This is a genomic window from Thermaurantimonas aggregans (assembly GCF_003851885.1).
In the GTDB taxonomy this organism is placed as follows: domain Bacteria; phylum Bacteroidota; class Bacteroidia; order Flavobacteriales; family Schleiferiaceae; genus Thermaurantimonas; species Thermaurantimonas aggregans.
The window spans coordinates 82,921-102,786 of sequence record NZ_BHZE01000003.1 but is presented as its reverse complement, the minus strand read 5'-3'; the positions used below and the strand labels follow the sequence as shown (position 1 = coordinate 102,786).

Here is a 19,866-nt window from a genome sequence, read left to right as displayed (position 1 = left end):
GTCATTTATTATAGGCTATTATGTGTAAAAGTATTAAAAATTTTGAAGTTGAAACCATTTTTTATATAAACTGTCGTTTTTTATTAACAGATCATCATGCTTGCCTAATTCTACTATTTTTCCGCTGTCAATTACTGCGATTTTATCTACTTTTTTGATGGTAGAAAGTCTGTGTGCTATAATGATCGATGTACGATTTTCCATGATTTTCTCGAGAGCCAGCTGGATGTAGTATTCTGATTCAGAGTCTAGAGAAGATGTAGCTTCGTCGAGAATGAGAATAGAGGGATTTTTTATAATAGCTCGTGCGATGGCGATGCGCTGCCTTTGCCCACCGGAAAGCTGAACACCGCGTTCGCCCACTATTGTGTCTAATTTCTCAGGAAATTTAGAAATAAAATCCCATGCATAGGCCGATTTAGCAGCTTCTATGATTTCCTCTTCTGTGGCATTGGGCTTTCCGTAGGCTATGTTTTCTCTGATGGTACCACCAAACAGCAAAACTTCCTGAGGCACTACGGCTATATGACTGCGCACTTGCTGTGGACTTAGATTTCTGTAATTGATTCCATCGAGAGCAATTTCACCTTCATAATTTTCATACAGTTTGCACAGCAGAGCAATTAAAGTACTCTTGCCTCCTCCACTACTGCCTACCAGAGCTACTTTTTCGCCTGAGTGTATGTTTAAATCGATGCCTTTTAGAACCTGTATATCTTTACGACTCGGATAAGAGAAGGTAAGATTCTGGATTTGTATGCTACCTCTCACTGCAGCAGGCAGTTGTATTTTTTCAGCTTGTGAAAAAGCATCGGTTTCTTTCTGATATTCAAATATTTTCAGTAATTCTTCGGTAGCTCCAATGGCTTTTTGGATACGTGTGTAGATGTCAGCCATTCCTCCGATACTACCGCCAATAAAGCCTGAATAAATCACAAAAGAAAATAACTGGCCAGTGGCAAGTTCACCTTGTGCGATTAGTGTTGTTCCCTTCCAGAGTACGGCCACCATTGCCCCGAAAAGTCCGAGGATGATAAATGAAGCAAAAGCCCCGCGCCAAATACCGGTCTTAATGGCTGTATCGCAGGCATGATCAATTTCTTTGGCGTAGCGCTTCTCTTCAAACCATTCATTTACAAACACTTTTACATTGTAAATACCTTGTAGCGTTTCTTCCAAAATGGTTTGCCCGCCGGCAATTTCATCTTGAACTTTCTTGGAGAGTGATCGTATATATCGACCGAAATACATGGTAATCAAAACAATAGGTGGCAAAATCGCGAGCATGAAAAGTGTCAACTTCCAAGATGTATACGCAAGCAATGCCACGCCACCTACGATGATGAGCAACTGTCGAAGAAACTCGGCTAGAGTAGTGGTCATCGTTTCTTGTAGCACTACGATGTCGTTTGACAATCGGCTGCTCAGCTCCCCTACTCTGCGTTCGTTGTAGAAAGATATAGGCAGATAAATCAGGTGTGAAAAGGCAGCTTTTCGCAAGGCTGCAAGGGAATATTCGGTCACCTGAACAAATAAAACAATTCTGAAAAATGAAAACAGCGATTGTAAAATAAGTATGATCACCAACAACAATCCGGTTTTATTAATTGCTGAAGAAAAGTCGGAGAGCTGAGAGGCATCGACCAGATCGCCAAGCAACTTTGGAAAAATCAGATTGGCTCCGCTTGAAAGTACTAGAAAGAGCAGGCCTAACAGAAATTTCCAGCGATAGGGATGAATGTAAGTGTAGAGTTGGAAAATTTTTTTAAAAGAAGAGAATTTTAAAGCCTTCATAGTAGCTAATCATCAGCTATGGTGAATAAAAAAGTAAATCCAAATAAAAAAAGCCGCCAAGCGATGTTGGCAGCTTTCGCAGTAGGTTCAATCTATCAGTTATTAAGAATTCATATTGTCCAGCACGTCCATCATTTCCTTTACGGCGTGGGCGCTGGTGTAGAGCAGTTCTTTCTCCTCTTCATTCAGATTGAGCTCTATGATGCGCTCTACACCATTACGGCCGAGCACTACAGGTACGCCTACGTAGATGTCTTTTAGGCCATACTCACCTTGCAACCATGAGCATACAGGAAAAACTCTCTTTTGATTGCGCGCCACAGCTTCTACCATTTGAGCGGCAGCTGCACCCGGAGCATACCACGCTGATGTACCGAGCAATTTAACGATTTCACCACCGCCAAACTTAGTTCTTTCGATGATGGCCGTGAGCTTTTCTTCGTCGATGAGTTCAGTTACCGGAATACCACCTACAGTGGTGTAGCGCGGCAGGGGTACCATTGTGTCACCATGACCACCCATCAACACAGCTTGGATGTCTTTGGGCGAAACATTGAGCTCAGTAGCCAGAAAAGCTTTGTATCGGGCAGTATCGAGAATACCCGCCATGCCAAATACCTTCTTGCTGTCGATACCCGCTGTTTTGTAAGCACAGTAGGTCATTACATCCAGCGGGTTTGACACTACAATGATGATGGCATTGGGTGAGTATTTAATGATGTTTTCTGTTACTGATTTTACAATGCCAGCGTTAGTAGCGATGAGGTCGTCGCGGCTCATGCCCGGCTTGCGTGGCAAACCTGATGTGATTACCACTACATCGCTATCTTTTGTGGCAGTGTAGTCGTTGGTAACACCTGTGATACGGGTGTCGTACATGTTAATAGGGGCTGTCTGCCACATGTCAAGGGCCTTACCTTCAGCGAAGCCCTCCTTAATATCGAGCAAAACGATTTCTTCGGCTAATTCTTTTTCGGCACATACGTTGGCACAGGTAGCACCCACATTACCGGCTCCTATTACAGTGATTTTCATTTTCTAAAGATTTAATGAATTTGCGCTCAAATGTAATTGAGGTTATACCTTTTAAAAACGAAGATTTTTGATATTTAACAAATTGTAAAAGGCTGAATTAACCCAGCCAAAGATTCTGATATGAACCATCAGGATCGTACATTTCAGCTTGCCGCTTTACATTAAATACCCGATTGCGTGGATCATTGCCAATACCAGCTACATAGGTCCAATTCCCGTAATTGCTGCATACGTCATAATCAATCAGCTGACTTTCGAACCACATGGCGCCCAGATACCAGTCTTGTTTTAGATTATGTACCAGGTAGCTGGCTACATTCTGCCTGCCTCTATTGCTCATAAATCCGGTGTAGAGCAGTTCTTTCATATTGGCGTTTACAAAAGGTTCATGTGTTTCGCCTTGTCGCCATTTTTCAAATATTTTGGTTTTTTTTGGTGTATAATTTCTTGGAACTTTAAAAAAGTTACCTTTTAATTTCATAGCTGTAAAGAAGAAGAAATCTCGCCAAAGCAATTCGAAAAACAACCAATACGTTGATTCATTAGTTTCAACACTTTCTTCATATTTTTTAATCTGCCAGAAGATCGAGCGAGCACTTATACATCCATGAGCTAGATAGACAGAAAATTTTGACGAATAATCTGTACCAATTAATCCATTCCTTGTTTCTTTGTAAACCGATAATTTTTTTGTATTCCAAAAATAATGAATTAACCTCTGCCAAGCTTCATGTTCACCACCTACAAAAGGTACAGCCGAGCGTGAATCAAAAAGGAGATTTTGACTGATTCCCAAATCACTAAGTGTAGGGAGCTCGGTTTTTTCAATATATTCGTCGGGAGTATTAATAGAAGAAGGCTTAGGATATTCCGGTTTAATTTTGAGGTTTTTTTCCACTTTTTTTCGAAAATCAGTAAAGACCTTAGGGGAGTTTTCTATAGAAAATGGCAAGTCTTTAGGTGCAATTAACGAGTGATCGTCAAAACCAATCATTTTAATTCCCAAATCAGCCACTTTTTGTTCAATTTCTACCTCATCTTCTGTGTAATATTTTGGGTAATAAATTGCTATGATTTTTGAATTTTTTTGAAGTTTTTGAATTTCAGTTTCAGTAAAACCTTTAACCACGTACAAATCGCTCCCCAAGGCTCTAAGCGTATTTCGAAGGTCTTGTACAGATTCCATCAAAAATTTAGCTCGAAACTGACCCATTCGGGGCCAATCTGTATGTAAAGTTGAATGATACCGCGTATCAAAACAATAAAAGGGAACAACCGGTAAACCGCTGCGAACTGCAGCATCTAAGGGTGCACAGTCGATGGTTCTCAAATTAAATCGATACCATACTAGAGCTATTTCCTTCATTTAGCTACTAATTTTTTTGACATTCGGCAGCGATCGCTGCAGTATTTCACTTCGTCCCACACCTTTTCCCATTTCTTGCGCCAGGTAAAAGGCCGGTTACAAACGGGACAGATTTTTGTTGGTAATCCGTGCTTTTTGATCATATTATTCGATACGCAATTACATCGATAAGGTTTAAAAATTTAATGAACTAGACCGCGTTAAATTGCTTCACCTTCGAAAGTATTTCATACCGACCTTGTACCTTTGGGGCCTGTTGAATGGATGGGATGATACAGATCTATTCGCCCGAAGAGTATGAAAAAGTAGCTGAAATCTTACTCACTACCTACAAGCACATCAAGCTATGGCTCTTCGACGGGCCGATGGGAGCAGGCAAAACGACCTTCATAAGAGCATTAATGCAGAAAGCCGGGGTTAAGGATGTAGTTTCAAGTCCTACTTTTGCCCTTGTAAACGAATACGAAAGAGCAGATGGCGAACCTGTTTATCACCTTGATTGCTATCGATTGTCAGGAATTGACGAAGCAATACAAGCAGGTATCGACGAAATTGTGACTTCAGGAAAGTGGTGTTTAATCGAATGGCCAAAAATCATTGAACCATTGCTTTGGGGCACAGCTCTTTTAATTACTTTTGAAAAAATTGACAATCACCGCAGTGTGCTAACAGAACTAAAGACGTATGAGTAATCCATCGCAGATGTGGGTTCCGGGATTTTCGATGATTCCGAAAGAAGAGATGCTCGAAATCCCGTCCAAAGCACAATCCTTGTTTATAGGCATACCAAAAGAATCGTGGCTTCAAGAAAAACGAGTAGCCCTTACCCCTGAGGCAGTAAGACTACTGGTAAACAATGGCCACAGAATCCGCATCGAAACCGAAGCCGGTCAAGGTGCACGCTACAGCGACATGGATTTTTCAGAAGCCGGAGCCGAGATCGTATACGACACCAAAGAAGTGTATGAGGCAGATGTGATTGTGAAGGTAGAACCCCCATCGCTTTCTGAAATCGACTTTTTCAAACCCAAACAACTCCTTATATCTGCACTCCAGCTCAAGACTCGTAAGCGCGAGTACTTTAAAAAACTCATGGATAAAAAAATAACTGCGCTTGCTTATGAGCATATAAAAGACGAGGACGGAATAGTACCCATCGTGCGCTCCATGAGTGAAATCGCAGGTACCACGTCTATACTTATTGCTTCTGAATATTTGAGCAATATGCGCGAGGGCAAAGGATATTTGCTCGGTGGCATATCGGGTGTGCCGCCTACTGAAGTGCTCATCATAGGTGCAGGCACAGTAGGCATATTTGCTGCTAAGACGGCACTTGCTTTGGGGGCAATGGTGAAGGTTTTCGACAAGTCGATTATGCGCCTGCGCCGATTGCAAGAGACACTCAATCAACCCGTCTATACAAGTATACTACAGCCCAATATTTTGTCTAAAGCGCTAAAGCGAGCCGATGTGGCCATAGGTGCATTACGACCCGAAAAAGGTCGAACACCCACTGTCGTAACAGAAGACATGGTTGAAAAGATGAAACCCGGCTCGGTAATCGTAGATGTAAGCATCGACAACGGCGGTGTGTTTGAAACCTCCGAAATCACCACGCACGACAATCCTGTCTTTATAAAACACGGTGTCATTCATTATTGCGTACCGAATATCGCATCGCGCGTTTCACGTACGGCTTCCTTTTCGCTCAGCAATGTTTTAGCCCCTTTACTATTGGATATTTCTGAAAAAGGTGGCTACCTCTCGGCGCTAAAGGCAAATCCCAATTTGCGATCAGGTTTATACCTTTTCAATGGAATTGTGACCAATAAAGCCATAGGCGAATGGTACAATTTGCCTTACAGCGATGCTGAGCTTTTAATAGGTTTTTAAAAAACATTCAAATACCAAATCAAAGATTTTTTACAAAATAATGATTACAACTGCTGAATGGTGGGTGCTCACAGTGGTGATGGCACCGGCGTTGCTGTTTCAATGGTATTTGTTTTATGCTTTTTTTACAGCTCAAAAACGATTAAACAAATCCAACGTCCATCAAAATTTACCCGTTTCACTCATCGTTTGTGCCCGGAATGAGTTGGAAAACCTTCAAAAAAACCTGCCCAAATGGGTAAGCCAGAAATATCCTGAACTGGAAGTAATCGTGGTAAATGACCGGTCGTGGGACGACTCAAGATTTTATCTCGAAGAGCAAGCCTCTCAGCATTCGAATCTTAAAATTGTGACAGTACCCGATAATGACAATTATTGGGCAGGTAAAAAACTGGCACTCACGCTGGGTATCAAAGCCGCAAAGCATGATATTGTATTGCTCACCGATGCCGATTGTGCCCCGGCCAGCGAATACTGGGTGCAGCACATGATGAAGGGATACACGGACCCATCAGTAGAAATAGTACTCGGCTATGGCAGATACCAAAATGAAAAAGGCCTGTTGAATCTGATTATTCGAATGGAAACATTACATACCGCTTGGCAATACCTCACAGCTGCATGGGCTGGCTGGCCATTTATGGGCGTAGGGCGCAACCTATCCTATCGAAAAGAGCTTTTCTTCAAAAACAAAGGATTTTACAAACACATGCACATTGCCTCAGGCGACGATGATTTGTTTATAAATGAAGTAGCTACCCGTCAAAATACCCAAGTAGTGATCCATCCTGAGGCAGTAACCGTAAGTATCCCCAAGAAGACTTGGGCAGAATATATCTATCAACGCCGTAGACATTTCTCTACCTCATCGCATTATCGCACTGGCTCTAAGATTTTCTTAGCCTCCTACCAAGTCTCAAGACTTGTAATTTGGACAGTTACAGTACTGTCCCTTGCCTTACTTTCAATGGGAAATACTTGGTTTGCTATTCCTTTTGGATTAGGTACAGCGTATTTTGTAAAACGCTGGTGGGCATTGATTAAACTCGGCAAACTAGGCGGTGAAGGCAAGCTGGGCTGGTGGTATCCAGTACTGTCTGCTATCATTTTTGCCGTACAACTGCGCATATGGCTCCAAAACGTCATAATAGGTGTGCCAAAAGGCTGGAAAAAGACATAACAAAATGAAAAACAAAAAGATAGAAACCTTGCTCATCGGGGCTTCAGATCACATCGATCTTCCAGAATTTGAGCTATATAACTTGGCATGCCGCATTGATACTGGAGCTGCTACCTCAGCCATTCACTGCCACAATGTGCAGTTGGTTGAAAAAATGGGACTACCAGCAGTCTCATTTATGTTGCTCGACCCTGAACATCCTTCCTACCAAGACCGCGAGTATTATTCCTTTGACTTCAAAGAAAAAATCATAAAAAATTCTTTTGGACAAATAGAAAAACGGTTTTCTATTAAAACAATACTCATACTTTTCGGTCGTAAATTCAAAACAGAAATGACCCTTGCAGACCGAGAGTCGATGAAGTATCCCGTATTGCTGGGTCGAAGACTTCTGAGAAGAGGCTTTATTGTTGATGTTCGCTTAAAAGACCTCTCGTACCGACAAAAAATAGCTAATTTTTCATGTGAGTAGATTGATTTCAAAGCATGAATATTCTCATTCTCTCCACCAATAGATTTTTATATTCTACCCGGAGATTAGTAGAAACTGCTCTGGCACGCGGTCACAACGTAAAGGTTATGAACCATACCAAGTGCTATGTGGTAATGGAAACCAACAACCTCGATGTGTATTATGGCGATCATGTAATCACTGATGTAGATGCCATCATACCACGCATAGGCTCTTCTGTCACCTTTTACGGCAGCAGCATCATTCGGCAGTTTGAGATGAAAAAAGTTTTTACTACCCTCAGTTCGCTGGCATTAGTGCGCTCCCGCGATAAATTGAGAGCTCTTCAAATTTTAGCTTCTAAAGGTGTACCTATACCCAGAACAGCCTTTGCAAAATATCCGAGCGACATAGACCATCTTATCAAGCAAGTGGGCGGTCCGCCGTTGGTCGTTAAGCTGTTAGAAGGTACTCAAGGACTTGGAGTAGTGCTGGCCGAAACCAAGAAAGCTGCAAAGTCGGTAATTGAAGCCTTTTATGGCCTGGAGGCCAACATTTTAGTGCAAGAATTTATCGCTGAAGCCGCTGGCAAAGATGTGCGCGCTATCGTAGTAGATGGCAAAGTGATTGCCGCCTATCGCAGAGTAGGCAAAGAGGGTGATTTCAGAAGCAATCTTCACCGAGGCGGCACTGGAGAACCTGTGAAGCTTACAAAAGAAGAAAAAGAAATTGCCGTGCTTGCAGCAAAAAGTCTCGGACTTTCCATAGCCGGAGTCGACATTTTGCAGAGCAATCGCGGCCCACTGGTAATGGAAGTAAACAGCTCTCCCGGTCTTGAAGGCGTGGAGCGCTACTCTGGCAAAGACGTAGCCACAGCAATCATCAAGTTCATAGAAAAACAAGTTAACAGACCAGGTAAATCAGATAATATAGGCGCCTGATGGGGTTGTTTGTAGCTGACGAAGTTAAAGAAGGACTTGTTACACTCTCACCCGACGAAAGTCATCATGTAGCTCGCGTGCTTAGGATGCAAGTGGGGGAGCCCATCGCATTGACTGACGGTAAAGGGACATTTGGTAACGGAACAATCGTTCACATAAGCAATAAAAAAGTTGGAGTACAAATTGAATCTCTTTCTATACAGCCAAAAAATGAACCTATTGTACACCTCTATGTATCGCCAACGCGCACTACCGAACGCACAGAATGGTTGATAGAAAAAGCAACTGAATTGGGATGCACCAGTATATGTTTACTCATTTGCCATCGTACAGCCCGAAGAAACATAAATCTCGATCGTTATGAAAAAATAGCCATAGCTGCTGCCAAGCAAAGTTTGAATTGTTATTTCCCTGAAATTAAATTAATTACAAATTCAAAAGAGGCTTTCCAATCTGGTCTAGGCGTTAAATACATCGCTACTTGCTTTGGAGAAGGAAGACTTGCACCTACAGCTTGGCCTGTTAATTCTACAGAATACAGTTTATTTATTGGTCCTGAAGGGGATTTTACAACCGAAGAAGCTGAAGCAGCCATTGCTTATGGATGTATTCCAATATCTTTAGGTAATCTGAGACTTAGAACAGAAACGGCTGCTATTGTAGGAATTTCTCATTTGAGGTTGAAATCATATTAACAGATCTGAGAAAAAAAAGTCACAGAATTACCGCAAACAATTTGTTAAATACCCACTGATATTTTTTAAGTAACTGAAACATAGCATCAAAATTTTTGTTCATTTCGAAGTAATAATTTTGCAGAATAATTAGTGCGCGTATCTTTGCAACCGCTTTTAGCATCAAGGTCTTTCACAAGCTGGTCCGGTCGTTCAGTTGGTTAGGATGCCGCCCTGTCACGGCGGAGATCGCGGGTTCGAGTCCCGTCCGGACCGCTTTTTTTATTTATTCTCCCTTATTTTATTTATTCTCCCTTAGATTCCCTCTCTTTTCACTAATTCATCAGATTTAAAAAAAGTCAATCCTCCTTAAACGTGCTATTTTTGCAGCCGTTTTTTCAAAAACACGGTTCAAATGAGCGTTTTATCTGAGCAAGAAATTCAACGTAGAGAAGCCTTACAGAAACTAAGAGAGCTTGGAATTAATCCATATCCTGCAGACGAATATCCAGTAACACACACTGCGGCAGAGATTTTAGCCAACTTCAACGATCATGAGCCTGAAAAATTCGCTCAAGTTTCGCTCGCCGGTCGAGTAATGAGCAAGCGTATCATGGGCAAGGCTGCCTTTGTAGACCTGAAAGATTCCACAGGAAAAATTCAAGTCTATTTTAATCGAGACGAAATCTGCCCATCGGAAGATAAAACGCTCTACAATGAGGTAATCAAAAAGCTTACTGATATTGGCGATTTTATCGGCGTAAAAGGTCATGTGTTTCGCACCCAAATGGGTGAAATATCAATTCATATAAAAGAATTCACCTTTCTATGCAAAGCACTTCGTCCATTGCCCGTAGTAAAGGTCGATGCCGAAGGCAATGTACACGACGCCTTCAACGACCCTGAGCAGCGCTACAGACAGCGCTATGTCGATTTGGTCGTAAATCCACATGTGAAAGAAATTTTTGTAAAGCGCACGCGCATCATACAAGCCATGCGCGAATATTTCAATTCCTTTGGCTACTTGGAAGTTGAAACTCCCATTCTCCAACCGATTCCAGGTGGTGCTGCAGCGCGCCCCTTTGTAACCCATCACAATGCCCTCGATATTCCTCTTTACCTTCGAATAGCCAATGAATTGTATTTAAAAAGATTAATTGTTGGCGGTTTTGAAGGTGTGTATGAATTCGCTAAAAACTTCCGAAATGAAGGGATGGATCGCACGCACAATCCCGAATTTACGGGAATGGAAATTTACATCGCATACAAGGACTACCACTGGATGATGCGATTCACAGAAAATCTGCTAGAACATGTGGCTAAATCCGTGAATGAAGGCAATACACAAGTACAAGTAGGTGATAAAACTATTGATTTTAAAGCGCCTTATCCGCGCGTGCGCATGTATGATGCGATAAAGCAGTATACTGGATTCGACATCTCAGGTATGAATGAAGAGCAGCTCAGAGGGGTGTGCAACCAATTGGGCATAGAAGTAACCCCTGAGATGGGAAAAGGTAAACTCATTGATGCCATCTTCGGCGAAAAGTGTGAGCACCACTTTGTTCAGCCTACCTTTATCATCGATTATCCTGTGGAAATGTCGCCTTTGTGCAAAAAACACAGAGATAATCCAGCACTCACAGAGCGCTTTGAATTAATCATAAACGGTAAAGAGATAGCCAACGCCTATTCAGAGCTCAATGATCCCCTCGACCAGCGCGAGCGATTCGAAGAACAATTTAAACTCAGCCAACGCGGTGACGACGAAGCCATGTTCATAGACCACGATTTTCTACGGGCCCTCGAATATGGCATGCCTCCAACCGCCGGACTCGGTATTGGCATCGACCGACTAACAATGATGCTAACCAATCAAGTCAGCATTCAGGAGGTTATTTTCTTTCCGCAGATGAAACCAGAACAAATCACCGCTGCTCCTAAAGATGAAGATTGGACAGAGGTAGGAATACCTGAAGCCTGGGTTCCTTTGGCAAAAGAAGCTTTTGGAAACATTTCGACCATGCGATCGCTCAAGCCTACTCAGGTACATCAGCAGCTCAACGGCTTGAGAAAGAAAAAGAAACTCGACATTCCGGCTCTTCAATTGACTGAAGTAGAAACATGGTTTAAATAGATAGCTTTTCAAAATAGTTACGGAATTCATGAAAACCGGCCTTTTTTTTTGGTCGGTTTTTTATTTTTGTCAAATGTTAAAAAAACTTAAACATCAATGAAAACAGCAGATCAGTGGTTTGACGAGTATGGACAAAGCCATCAGAATCCTACCAACAAAACCATCCATTGGATATGTGTTCCTCTTATTTTTTGGAGTATTTTGGGTTTGTTTTACGCAATCCCAGTTCCTGAAACAATGACATGGTTTAATTGGAGCTATGTTTTAATTCTACTAAGCCTAATATTTTACCTTCGTTTGTCTCTCAATCTTTTCGTTGGAATAGCACTATTTACCCTTATTTGTTTATCTATTCTTTGGTTATTAGATAGTTCCGGACTGTCAATTTTTTATATATCCATTACTGTTTTTGTTCTGGCCTGGATTGGTCAATTTATTGGTCATAAAATCGAAGGCAAAAAACCTTCTTTTTTTAAAGATTTGCAATTTTTATTAATTGGCCCGGCTTGGCTTATGCATTTTTTGTATAAAAAATGGGGAATTTCCTATTGATATACGCCTGGTCGCAAGTGCTTCCAGCGCTTATGTGTCCATAGATAAATTTCTGGCTGATTTCGAATGTTTTGTTCAAGTAATTGATTGTATAAATCAGTCAATTGGTAATCGGGATAATTTCGTGGATGCTCGGTTATTAAAACAGGTTTAAAAACATATTTTCCTCTTCTTAATTGTACACATTCTAAATATACCAAAGCCATATTATACATTTTCGCAATCTTCTCAGCCCCTACATGTGTAGGGGTATTTTCTACAAAAAATTTTGAGCGATGATTTATGCGGCCTTCATGTGGACTTTGGTCGGCTATAAAGCCGTAAACTGCTCTTTGATCTGTGTTTGATTCGATGAATTTATATGTATCTTTCATTGGAAAAAGGCCAAGGTTGTATTTAGCTCTTTTTTGCAAAATGAGTTGTTCGATGCTTTTATTTTTTACTTCATTATACACAGCATACACACTTTCTTGAAGCAATTCTGGGATCACACTAAGCCATTCAAAATTTCCATGATGGCCAAGCATGATAATTACTTTTTTGTTTTGATTTGTTATATTTTTAATCACTTCAATATTCTCAATGAAAACATATTTTTTGTGCTCCTTCCACTTAGGATCAAAATCTTTTAAATTTTCAGCAAGAAGTTCAAAGAAATACTTGTAAAATTTTCTCTGTATTTTCTTTCTCTCTTCTACCTTGAAATCCGGAAATGCGATCTCTAAATTTTTTAATATTACCTTCGAACGATATCCAAAAACAGATGACAACAAATAAAAAAAGTTGCCAAGAGTGTATAAGACATTTAGTGGCAACTTTGAAATTAGTTTTATCAAAAAGGCCATTAATACTGTAATGATTTACCAGCGATTATAGCGTCCAAATTTAGTAGGGTTAATTATAATACTGTTGTTAAATCTGGTTCCCCAATCGCCAGCCTGAGCAGGCAGTTCTACATCGTCGACGTTAGGTGTCCACATATCGCGCTCCATGAGCAAATATTGCCAGCGTTCGTTGAAAGTTTCTCCGGCAGCAGTGCTGTGAATGAGTCGATAGGTACCGGTGTTAATCTCTCGATCAGCAAAGATGAAAATTCGATCTGTTTGTGGATTTGTTCCATTTAAGGGAATTAATCGATCGTACTGCCAGATTTCGTAGGGATAAGTATTAGGCTCATGCTTCCTGCTTTCGACTATGGTAGGCGCACCGTATAAACAGTAGACCCTACCTCTATCTGTCCGATATCCTTTAAGCAGCCGCGTTCCGTAAAGCTTATTTGCAGTAGTTACTCTGTTGTAATAGTCTTCCCAAGTAATTCCAGATTTTTGTTTGTTGATCCAGAAAGAGTTAAAGTATTTCATCATTATATCTTTATTGTTTTCTGACAGTAGCCTGTCGATGGTTTTTTGCTCGCTGTAGGTAGCTATCGGAAGCATGTACAACAAGAAATCAAATACGCTGTCTTTCAAAATCTCTACTGGAATGATTGAATTATCGAGACTAAAGTTTTCTAACATATCGAGCGAAATAGAAACTGGCTGGTAATCAGATATCCTTTCAAATCTGACTTTTTTTCGTTCATAAATTTCGTTTTTTCGATTGATTGACTCAATTACTAGATTGTAAACGCCTGAAGGCAGCTCTGTGATATTTAGCCTACCAAGAATAGGATGCACACCTTCGTTACGAATTTTTATTCTTCCTGCAAACTTCTCTAATGAAATAGGCGACATCAGTGATTCGAGAAAGTAATTCACAAAAAATGGTCGTTCTTTCTCATCTGTAGATTGGAGATCATAAAATTCCATGTAAAAAAGCAATTCGTTTACATTTTTATCGTATAAATAGGTACTAGAAGAAATGTAGGGAATGAAATCTTTCTTTGAAAACTCCCGATTTTCACCTTCGGGCATTCCAGCAATTAAAATCACATCAGATGCTTTAAATGCATTCGGATCAGGAACTTCAATTGGTATTTCGAAGTGATATTTTTCAGATGGATTGTTTTCATCGAGGATATCAAGCTTCAAAAGATTCCTGCCAGTTGGCAATCTGAATTGCGATTTTGCTGTAAAACCTCTATTGTAGTAAGAGGTGTCAGTCGTTTCAGGTAAGGATATCCGAATTTTTTCACCTTGAATAATCTTGTCGTCATGATAAAATGACATTGTGATAAGCACCGAGCCTGTGTATCTCCCAGCGGAATTTTTTACAGCCTTGACCGAATTTCCGTTCACATTGAAGTGAGTTTCGGTGTAAATTTTTGTCTCTGGATGATAAAAATGATAGTAGGCAAACTTCAGCTCTAATTTACCAGCAAAACTTACAGAATATAATAGGCTAAAAATCAAAACTTTACGAAACAATTGCATTTTTCTTAATCAATTTTTAATTTAAGAAAATAAAGATACGAAAAAACTTGCTCAAAAAACAAACCACTTTAATTTTGCCCCCGGAGAGATGGCAGAGCGGTCGATTGCGGCGGTCTTGAAAACCGTTGAGGTTAACAGCCTCCGGGGGTTCGAATCCCTCTCTCTCCGCCAAAAAAGCCGGCCAAAAAAATTGGCCGGCTTTTTGCTTTTATGCTATCAAGTGTTTCAACATTCCAATGGTTCAAATTAAAAATTTGATTTTTCCTATTTTCCTAGTAACAACAACTTCTTGTGCTACATATAAAGGAGCTGAAGTTCGCACAATTCGCAAAATTCCCGTTCTTGACTTTTATGAAGATGTTGTCATTCTAAATGATGCTGAGCGACTTCCAAAACAGCGCACGGAGGTAGGCACGATTACGATAAAAAAGTCAGATTATCACCAGGTACCATGTGGATGGGTGGAGCGACTTACAGCAGCCACTTTGGAAGCCAGGAAAGTGGGCGGTAATGTAATCGTATTAGACAAAATCTCTGGAAACATTAATCTTGCAACCAATGGCTGTGGAGAAATTAACGGATATATTTACAATATTGAAGAAAATTTGATTTCGCAACTTAAAAAATACAGAGTAAATGGTGGATTGAAAAATAAATATGATTTTGCAAGAGTTGTTTTTATTAAGCCTTCCTTCGCCACAAATTATTCTATTTATGTAAACGAAGAAAACCTTGGATTAGTAAAAGGTGGTGAAATAATTGAATATAAAACAAAAAATAAAGAACCTCTAATTATTTGGGCAAAAACCGAATCAAAGACACAATTGGTTCTAAATGTTGAACCTGGATATGATTATTTCATTTTTTGTAACGAAATTCCCACCGGATTTATGTTACCACAAGTTCAGTTTGTAACATTACAACCTGAAGTTGCTATTGATCTTATTAATAAGATGAAGCGATGAAAAAGTACGGTATTTTATATTGTTTTTACATCTTTCTTTTACTTCCGCTTTTAGTCTTAGGACAGGATAGAATTATTACTAAAAAAAATCAACGTATTGAATGCAAAATTTTACCGATAAAGGATAAAAATTTCGTCTATTTTCAAATGCTTGAAGATGGTGAATTAAAATATACATTACTACCCAAGAGTCAAATAAAAAAAATAGATAAAAATTTTTATAAAAATCCCATTTTGAATCTCGACAAAAAACCTAAAAGTCCTACTTTCCATAATCTTATGATCTCTGGCAGAACTGGTTTGGGAAGAATGTCTTACCAAATCGATCCAAATGCTTCTCCGCAATTTAAAGATTTTCAAAATAGGGAACGTTACGGTTTTGTATATGATTTAGAGGTATCATATATGTTTTCTGAATCTTTTGGAATGTTTGCACAATTTCAAAATTTTTCGAGCAGTGTAAATAGGACATATCAATTTATCAATCCCGGAAATCCGGGAAATCCTTCAGAACACATTTTCCGCTCCAAACAAAATATGCCTAGCTATTCTCTTGGAATTAATTACAATACATTATTTAATGAAAAAGCTTTAATGTCTTTTGGTCTAGCGCTCGGACAATTTCACTATAAATATTTTTCAGATTTAGATATATTTTCCCTACCAGCCACCTATACCGGGAGTGATTTATTCTACTCACTGCGGGTTTCTGGTCAGTATAAATTAACTGATAATTTGTATATCGATGGAGGCATTAATTTTATTTCAGCAGCCTTGTTTTCGGTGAAAAGAGATATGAATGGTTCTATTGAAACATTAGATTTATCAGGTAGTCCCTGGAGCCTGTCGCGATTAAATTTTATGGTGGGAATTCGCTACGGAATTTCATTATAAAATCAGATAGATATTTCCTCTGCGTACATGCAGTACACCTAGATAGTCAATAGCGCGAATTACATACTGATAAACACCTGCTGGAACTGGCAGATTCTGATGTCTACCATCCCATGATTTTTTTGGATTATTTGATTGAAAAATAATATCTCCCCAGCGGTTAAAAATGGATATTTCATAAGACACCATTCCGGTAACTGAAACTTCAAAATTGTCGTTTATTCCATCGCCATTTGGTGTAAAGGCATTTGGGATAAAAATCGTAATTTCAGGATAAATCCAAACGGTTACAGAATCATATGCTTCACATCCAAATTCATTTACTGATTCTAATACGGCAGTATATCTACCAGTATCAGCAAAGCTATGCTTGTATTGTTGGGTGAAATTTTGAATCACAGTTCCATCACTTATATACAAATTCGATTGTGTGTTTGTAGTATTGTGAGACTGGTTTTTAAAAGTAATTTCCGGGAAAAATATGGATGCCTTCAATGGTTTTGCATCTAATACTGACTGCGGGGAGGGATAAACCTCAATAGGTGGAAGTGTAATTTCAGAAGAGTCAATGCACCCTACTGCTGTATAAACCTTTAACGTTGGAATATAAAAACCTGGTTTTTGATAAAAATGCGTGGGATTACACAGCGTAGATGTAACTCCGTCGCCAAAATTCCACAAACAAATAAGTGGAGTTTCGGCCACTGATTGATTAAAAAATTGAACTCCCTCACCAAGGCAAACCGATTGTGCCGAACCAGCCGCGCTAAAGGAGGGTGGAGCGTAAAATTGAACAAAATTTGAATATTCGCTCTTGCAGCCGAAATCTTCCACCTCTACTTTTACCAAATGTGGACCTGGATTATTGAATACAATGGTGGGAGGTGAATTACCTTGAAAGAATGACAGGGAAGCAGCGCTTCCGAAAAACCAATTGATCTTAGCCTGTGGCGATAAGGGTGTGCCTTTTAACTTAAATTGTAAAGACGTATTTGGGAGACAGAGGCTTCCTTGTGCTTCAAAATAAACTTGTAAAGGATATCGCACTTCATATGTTTCGTAAGCCGTGTCTTTACAACCATTACCAGCATCGATTACCAGCATTACATTGTAAACTCCAGTGTCGGAGAAGGTGTAAACGGGATTTTGGACGTTTGCAGTATCAGCAGGTGCCTTACCCGGATCGTTGAATTTCCAATAATAACTAATAGCATTATTGCTGTAGCTGACAAAGGGTATCGTCAAACCAGCGCAATATGTTTGCGGAATAAGGTTTTGTGGGCGAATAGTTGCAAATTTCGAAAGATCACAACCATATACTGTAAATTGATAATCGCGACGGTGGACACCGAGCAATACCCCATTTCGCCACTCTTGTGCACACACGGTTACAACGTGAATACCATTTACTGACGGATTGACTGACAATAGACCAGTAAAAGGATTAATGGTCATAGATGGGTTGCCCATCATGGGATTAGCCCCGCTGTATCCGGGAGCATAGGTAACGATGGGATAAGGTGGAGGCAGCGGTGGATCGGGCTGGGGGGAGGTTGGTCCGCCGGGGATATTATCGCGACCTCCTCCGTGATAAGCATTACAAAGGGTGTAAAAAAGCGAATCACCATCGGGATCGATGGCGTGATGTGGGTAATTAAATCCCATGTTACGACAAAGAATAAGTGGCGGATGGTTTGGAAAAGCAGGTGAGCTGTTGCATGCTGTGTCCATAGAAGGAATGGTAGCCATGTACGTCGCTCCATTGAAGTCTGGATTTACGAGATTTATGATTGTAGAATTCCTGCAACAGCGTTGATATACAATAGTATAGCCCCCTGGTACTGGAGGTAAACTGACGGTAGTGACGTATGAAGTGTGCTCGATGCAGGTATTTGGCGGTGGTGGTGCACAGGGACTTGGTGCAGAATAAGGCAGCAAAAAAGTACTTTGTAGAGGAAGAGCTAAACGCTGAACGAAGGTAGTGTTGTTGTAAATTCCAATAATGGCAGGATTGTCGAAGGGAGCTCCATTGAGCGAGTTACAATCGCGGTAAATTGTAAGGCGGACTTGATATAACTTGTTGCCGTTTGGGGCAGTGCCCTGACATATATAAGAAAGTTCGCCTCCGACAATATGAAATGGAATCGCTGAAAATGGAGCAATGATTAAAATAACCCAAATCAGCAAAACCATCCTTTTCATTCTCACAAATGTAAATAAAAAAGCACGATTTTTTTAGAACAAAATCGTGCTTTCGGCTAGGAATATGTGCTCTTTTTAAAAAGTGAAGCGAAAACTTAGATTAAAATTGATTAGGTCTAAGAAGGTAGGAACGATATTGAATTCTGGTTTGGCGTCGAGCGAAATATTTAAAGGCAACTTTTGAAACTTGTAATCTATTCCGATGATGCCATCTACTCCAAGCAAAAGATTGTCATTAGCTGCAGGCACATTTGGCTTACCGGTACGATAGGTACCCAAATGCGCACCAAAACCGTAAAACCAAGTCAAGCCAGGCTCATTTCCGAGGGGGTTATAGTATTCGATTAGGCCAGTAATGCTCCAGCCTCCCCAGCGAGGTGAAAGGATAAATTCGTAAGCCTTGGAACTGGATGCGTAATTTCTGTAGGTCAATCCATTGTTAAAGCCTCCTCTGATTCCAAGAGCGTGTTTGTCTTGAGCATGAAGTGAAATTCCCATAATAAAAAAAAGCAATACGAATACTTGTTTCATCTTTTACTTTAATTAATGCGAACAAAAGTACTTCAGAAGCAGATTTAAGCCATAATTAATGTCAAACGTTTAATAACAGAGTGTAAAATAATTTTTATGAAAAAATACGTTTTTTAATTTTGAGATAACAAAAGCCAAAAACCATGAAATACGCAAAGCTCAACGACAATTGGTACATCGACGGTTTGATTGACTTTGAGTACAAAAGTTACCAGTTGTTGGGTTATCTACAGAAAATTCACTCACTTTTTGCTCAGAAAAAGATTTATCCACAATTAGCTGATCTCATTAATCATTACAGAAATCTACTGGAAATCAAGGAACAAAAAGAGTCGGTGCGCAGTAAATTTCCGCAATCGGTAGCCGATATTAATTTCCAGCGAATGGAAGTGATTTACGAAGATTTGTACAAAGACGACGACATCCTGAAGACCATAGACGAAATCATCGAATTTGCGCTGCCGCGATTTAGGCAGAGCATCGAATCGGGCAGAGAACTCTTTGAGTATGCAGCATCGATCATAGATCTTGAACCGATAGGCATAGTGCCTCTTTACAGAAAAGAAGGTTACTTCATGCTGCGTGATAAAAGCACTGATGATATTTTGATCTTTTATTATCGAATCAAACTTATTCAGACAGATTCTGATCAATTTAGAGCTTTAGAGACAAGATATTTGGGCAGAGATAAACTCTCAATAACAAATACACCAGAAAATATTAAAATGCGTTTAATAAAGCATTTCAAAGAATTACCCAATCCGGCCAGCTACATGATAAGCATTAAACACTCCCTTCCATTGTCGGCTACTTGGCTTCCGGTAGCTAAACGAATACTGCTGAAAGCCGTGAGTTAATAGCAATATAAATTAATTATAAA

Annotated in this window: 19 protein-coding genes and 2 tRNA genes; 13 read left to right on the top strand and 8 right to left on the bottom strand. The window is 40.0% G+C overall.

Annotation, left to right across the window (positions count from 1 at the left end):
- Positions 1–33: 33 nt before the first annotated feature.
- The 4 genes from EIP89_RS02365 to EIP89_RS02350 all read right to left on the bottom strand — a co-directional run bounded on the left by EIP89_RS02365 (position 34) and on the right by EIP89_RS02350 (position 4,338).
- Complete coding sequence (locus tag EIP89_RS02365) at positions 34–1,794, bottom strand: ABC transporter ATP-binding protein (RefSeq protein WP_124397052.1); 1,761 nt, start codon at positions 1,792–1,794, stop codon at positions 34–36.
- A 102-nt stretch (positions 1,795–1,896) separates the two neighbouring features.
- Complete coding sequence (gene mdh / locus EIP89_RS02360; protein WP_124397051.1) at positions 1,897–2,829, bottom strand: malate dehydrogenase; 933 nt, start codon at positions 2,827–2,829, stop codon at positions 1,897–1,899.
- A gap of 97 nt (positions 2,830–2,926) precedes the next feature.
- Complete coding sequence (locus EIP89_RS02355) at positions 2,927–4,195, bottom strand: DASH family cryptochrome (protein ID WP_124397050.1); 1,269 nt, start codon at positions 4,193–4,195, stop codon at positions 2,927–2,929.
- Positions 4,192–4,338: a DUF2256 domain-containing protein gene (locus tag EIP89_RS02350; RefSeq protein ID WP_371851056.1), complete on the bottom strand. Its 147-nt coding sequence runs from the start codon at positions 4,336–4,338 to the stop codon at positions 4,192–4,194. The genes EIP89_RS02355 and EIP89_RS02350 overlap by 4 nt, the downstream gene beginning before the upstream one ends.
- 126 nt (positions 4,339–4,464) lie before the next feature.
- On the opposite strand from EIP89_RS02350, the gene tsaE reads away from it, so the two are divergent.
- The 9 genes from tsaE to EIP89_RS02305 all read left to right on the top strand — a co-directional run bounded on the left by tsaE (position 4,465) and on the right by EIP89_RS02305 (position 12,023).
- Positions 4,465–4,887: a tRNA (adenosine(37)-N6)-threonylcarbamoyltransferase complex ATPase subunit type 1 TsaE gene (gene tsaE / locus EIP89_RS02345; RefSeq protein WP_160160497.1), complete on the top strand. Its 423-nt coding sequence runs from the start codon at positions 4,465–4,467 to the stop codon at positions 4,885–4,887.
- Positions 4,880–6,088: an alanine dehydrogenase gene (locus EIP89_RS02340; RefSeq protein WP_245966083.1), complete on the top strand. Its 1,209-nt coding sequence runs from the start codon at positions 4,880–4,882 to the stop codon at positions 6,086–6,088. The genes tsaE and EIP89_RS02340 overlap by 8 nt, the downstream gene beginning before the upstream one ends.
- A gap of 40 nt (positions 6,089–6,128) precedes the next feature.
- Positions 6,129–7,268, top strand: coding sequence for a glycosyltransferase (locus EIP89_RS02335; RefSeq protein ID WP_124397048.1), 1,140 nt, complete (start codon positions 6,129–6,131; stop codon positions 7,266–7,268).
- Positions 7,269–7,272: 4 nt separating this feature from the next.
- Positions 7,273–7,740: an ATP-dependent zinc protease family protein gene (locus EIP89_RS02330; RefSeq protein WP_124397047.1), complete on the top strand. Its 468-nt coding sequence runs from the start codon at positions 7,273–7,275 to the stop codon at positions 7,738–7,740.
- 14 nt (positions 7,741–7,754) lie between these two features.
- A complete protein-coding gene (rimK, locus tag EIP89_RS02325; protein ID WP_124397046.1) occupies positions 7,755–8,660 on the top strand; it encodes a 30S ribosomal protein S6--L-glutamate ligase in 906 nt (301 codons plus the stop codon).
- Complete coding sequence (locus EIP89_RS02320) at positions 8,660–9,355, top strand: RsmE family RNA methyltransferase (protein ID WP_124397045.1); 696 nt, start codon at positions 8,660–8,662, stop codon at positions 9,353–9,355. The genes rimK and EIP89_RS02320 overlap by 1 nt, the downstream gene beginning before the upstream one ends.
- Before the next feature lie 181 nt (positions 9,356–9,536).
- Positions 9,537–9,610: transfer RNA gene (locus EIP89_RS02315), tRNA-Asp, on the top strand.
- A 139-nt stretch (positions 9,611–9,749) separates the two neighbouring features.
- Complete coding sequence (lysS, locus tag EIP89_RS02310) at positions 9,750–11,471, top strand: lysine--tRNA ligase (protein ID WP_124397044.1); 1,722 nt, start codon at positions 9,750–9,752, stop codon at positions 11,469–11,471.
- 96 nt (positions 11,472–11,567) lie between these two features.
- The gene (locus EIP89_RS02305; RefSeq protein WP_124397043.1) at positions 11,568–12,023 is read left to right on the top strand and encodes an Mpo1 family 2-hydroxy fatty acid dioxygenase; all 456 of its coding nucleotides are present in this window, start codon (positions 11,568–11,570) and stop codon (positions 12,021–12,023) included.
- Here the strand turns inward: EIP89_RS02305 and EIP89_RS02300 are convergent.
- Both EIP89_RS02300 and EIP89_RS11575 read right to left on the bottom strand, forming a co-directional pair.
- Complete coding sequence (locus EIP89_RS02300; protein ID WP_124397042.1) at positions 12,017–12,868, bottom strand: lysophospholipid acyltransferase family protein; 852 nt, start codon at positions 12,866–12,868, stop codon at positions 12,017–12,019. The two genes, EIP89_RS02305 and EIP89_RS02300, sit on opposite strands and share 7 nt — an antisense overlap.
- Positions 12,869–12,883: 15 nt before the next feature.
- A complete protein-coding gene (locus EIP89_RS11575; RefSeq protein WP_218019311.1) occupies positions 12,884–14,395 on the bottom strand; it encodes a GWxTD domain-containing protein in 1,512 nt (503 codons plus the stop codon).
- Between the two features lie 82 nt (positions 14,396–14,477).
- Here EIP89_RS11575 and EIP89_RS02290 point away from each other — a divergent pair.
- From EIP89_RS02290 to EIP89_RS02280, 3 genes are all read left to right on the top strand, one after another.
- A tRNA-Ser gene (locus EIP89_RS02290) sits at positions 14,478–14,566 on the top strand.
- Between the two features lie 65 nt (positions 14,567–14,631).
- A complete protein-coding gene (locus EIP89_RS02285) occupies positions 14,632–15,360 on the top strand; it encodes a hypothetical protein (protein WP_124397041.1) in 729 nt (242 codons plus the stop codon).
- On the top strand, positions 15,357–16,253 hold the full coding sequence (locus EIP89_RS02280) for a hypothetical protein (protein ID WP_124397040.1): 897 nt from the start codon (positions 15,357–15,359) through the stop codon (positions 16,251–16,253). The genes EIP89_RS02285 and EIP89_RS02280 overlap by 4 nt, the downstream gene beginning before the upstream one ends.
- Here the strand turns inward: EIP89_RS02280 and EIP89_RS02275 are convergent.
- The gene (locus tag EIP89_RS02275; protein ID WP_124397039.1) at positions 16,248–18,455 is read right to left on the bottom strand and encodes a PKD domain-containing protein; all 2,208 of its coding nucleotides are present in this window, start codon (positions 18,453–18,455) and stop codon (positions 16,248–16,250) included. The genes EIP89_RS02280 and EIP89_RS02275 overlap by 6 nt on opposite strands.
- 75 nt (positions 18,456–18,530) lie before the next feature.
- Complete coding sequence (locus EIP89_RS02270; protein WP_124397038.1) at positions 18,531–18,986, bottom strand: hypothetical protein; 456 nt, start codon at positions 18,984–18,986, stop codon at positions 18,531–18,533.
- A gap of 143 nt (positions 18,987–19,129) precedes the next feature.
- Between EIP89_RS02270 and EIP89_RS02265 the strand changes: the two genes are divergently transcribed.
- The gene (locus EIP89_RS02265) at positions 19,130–19,843 is read left to right on the top strand and encodes a hypothetical protein (protein WP_124397037.1); all 714 of its coding nucleotides are present in this window, start codon (positions 19,130–19,132) and stop codon (positions 19,841–19,843) included.
- The last annotated feature ends 23 nt before the right edge of the window (positions 19,844–19,866 follow it).

Coding starts and splice junctions, on each gene's coding strand:
- EIP89_RS02365 (WP_124397052.1), bottom strand. CDS start 1,794: ATGAAGGCTTTAAAATTCTCTTCTTTTAAAAAAATTTTCCAACTCTAC.
- mdh (WP_124397051.1), bottom strand. CDS start 2,829: ATGAAAATCACTGTAATAGGAGCCGGTAATGTGGGTGCTACCTGTGCC.
- EIP89_RS02355 (WP_124397050.1), bottom strand. CDS start 4,195: ATGAAGGAAATAGCTCTAGTATGGTATCGATTTAATTTGAGAACCATC.
- EIP89_RS02350 (WP_371851056.1), bottom strand. CDS start 4,338: ATGATCAAAAAGCACGGATTACCAACAAAAATCTGTCCCGTTTGTAAC.
- tsaE (WP_160160497.1), top strand. CDS start 4,465: ATGATACAGATCTATTCGCCCGAAGAGTATGAAAAAGTAGCTGAAATC.
- EIP89_RS02340 (WP_245966083.1), top strand. CDS start 4,880: ATGAGTAATCCATCGCAGATGTGGGTTCCGGGATTTTCGATGATTCCG.
- EIP89_RS02335 (WP_124397048.1), top strand. CDS start 6,129: ATGATTACAACTGCTGAATGGTGGGTGCTCACAGTGGTGATGGCACCG.
- EIP89_RS02330 (WP_124397047.1), top strand. CDS start 7,273: ATGAAAAACAAAAAGATAGAAACCTTGCTCATCGGGGCTTCAGATCAC.
- rimK (WP_124397046.1), top strand. CDS start 7,755: ATGAATATTCTCATTCTCTCCACCAATAGATTTTTATATTCTACCCGG.
- EIP89_RS02320 (WP_124397045.1), top strand. CDS start 8,660: ATGGGGTTGTTTGTAGCTGACGAAGTTAAAGAAGGACTTGTTACACTC.
- lysS (WP_124397044.1), top strand. CDS start 9,750: ATGAGCGTTTTATCTGAGCAAGAAATTCAACGTAGAGAAGCCTTACAG.
- EIP89_RS02305 (WP_124397043.1), top strand. CDS start 11,568: ATGAAAACAGCAGATCAGTGGTTTGACGAGTATGGACAAAGCCATCAG.
- EIP89_RS02300 (WP_124397042.1), bottom strand. CDS start 12,868: ATGGCCTTTTTGATAAAACTAATTTCAAAGTTGCCACTAAATGTCTTA.
- EIP89_RS11575 (WP_218019311.1), bottom strand. CDS start 14,395: ATGCAATTGTTTCGTAAAGTTTTGATTTTTAGCCTATTATATTCTGTA.
- EIP89_RS02285 (WP_124397041.1), top strand. CDS start 14,632: ATGGTTCAAATTAAAAATTTGATTTTTCCTATTTTCCTAGTAACAACA.
- EIP89_RS02280 (WP_124397040.1), top strand. CDS start 15,357: ATGAAAAAGTACGGTATTTTATATTGTTTTTACATCTTTCTTTTACTT.
- EIP89_RS02275 (WP_124397039.1), bottom strand. CDS start 18,455: ATGAAAAGGATGGTTTTGCTGATTTGGGTTATTTTAATCATTGCTCCA.
- EIP89_RS02270 (WP_124397038.1), bottom strand. CDS start 18,986: ATGAAACAAGTATTCGTATTGCTTTTTTTTATTATGGGAATTTCACTT.
- EIP89_RS02265 (WP_124397037.1), top strand. CDS start 19,130: ATGAAATACGCAAAGCTCAACGACAATTGGTACATCGACGGTTTGATT.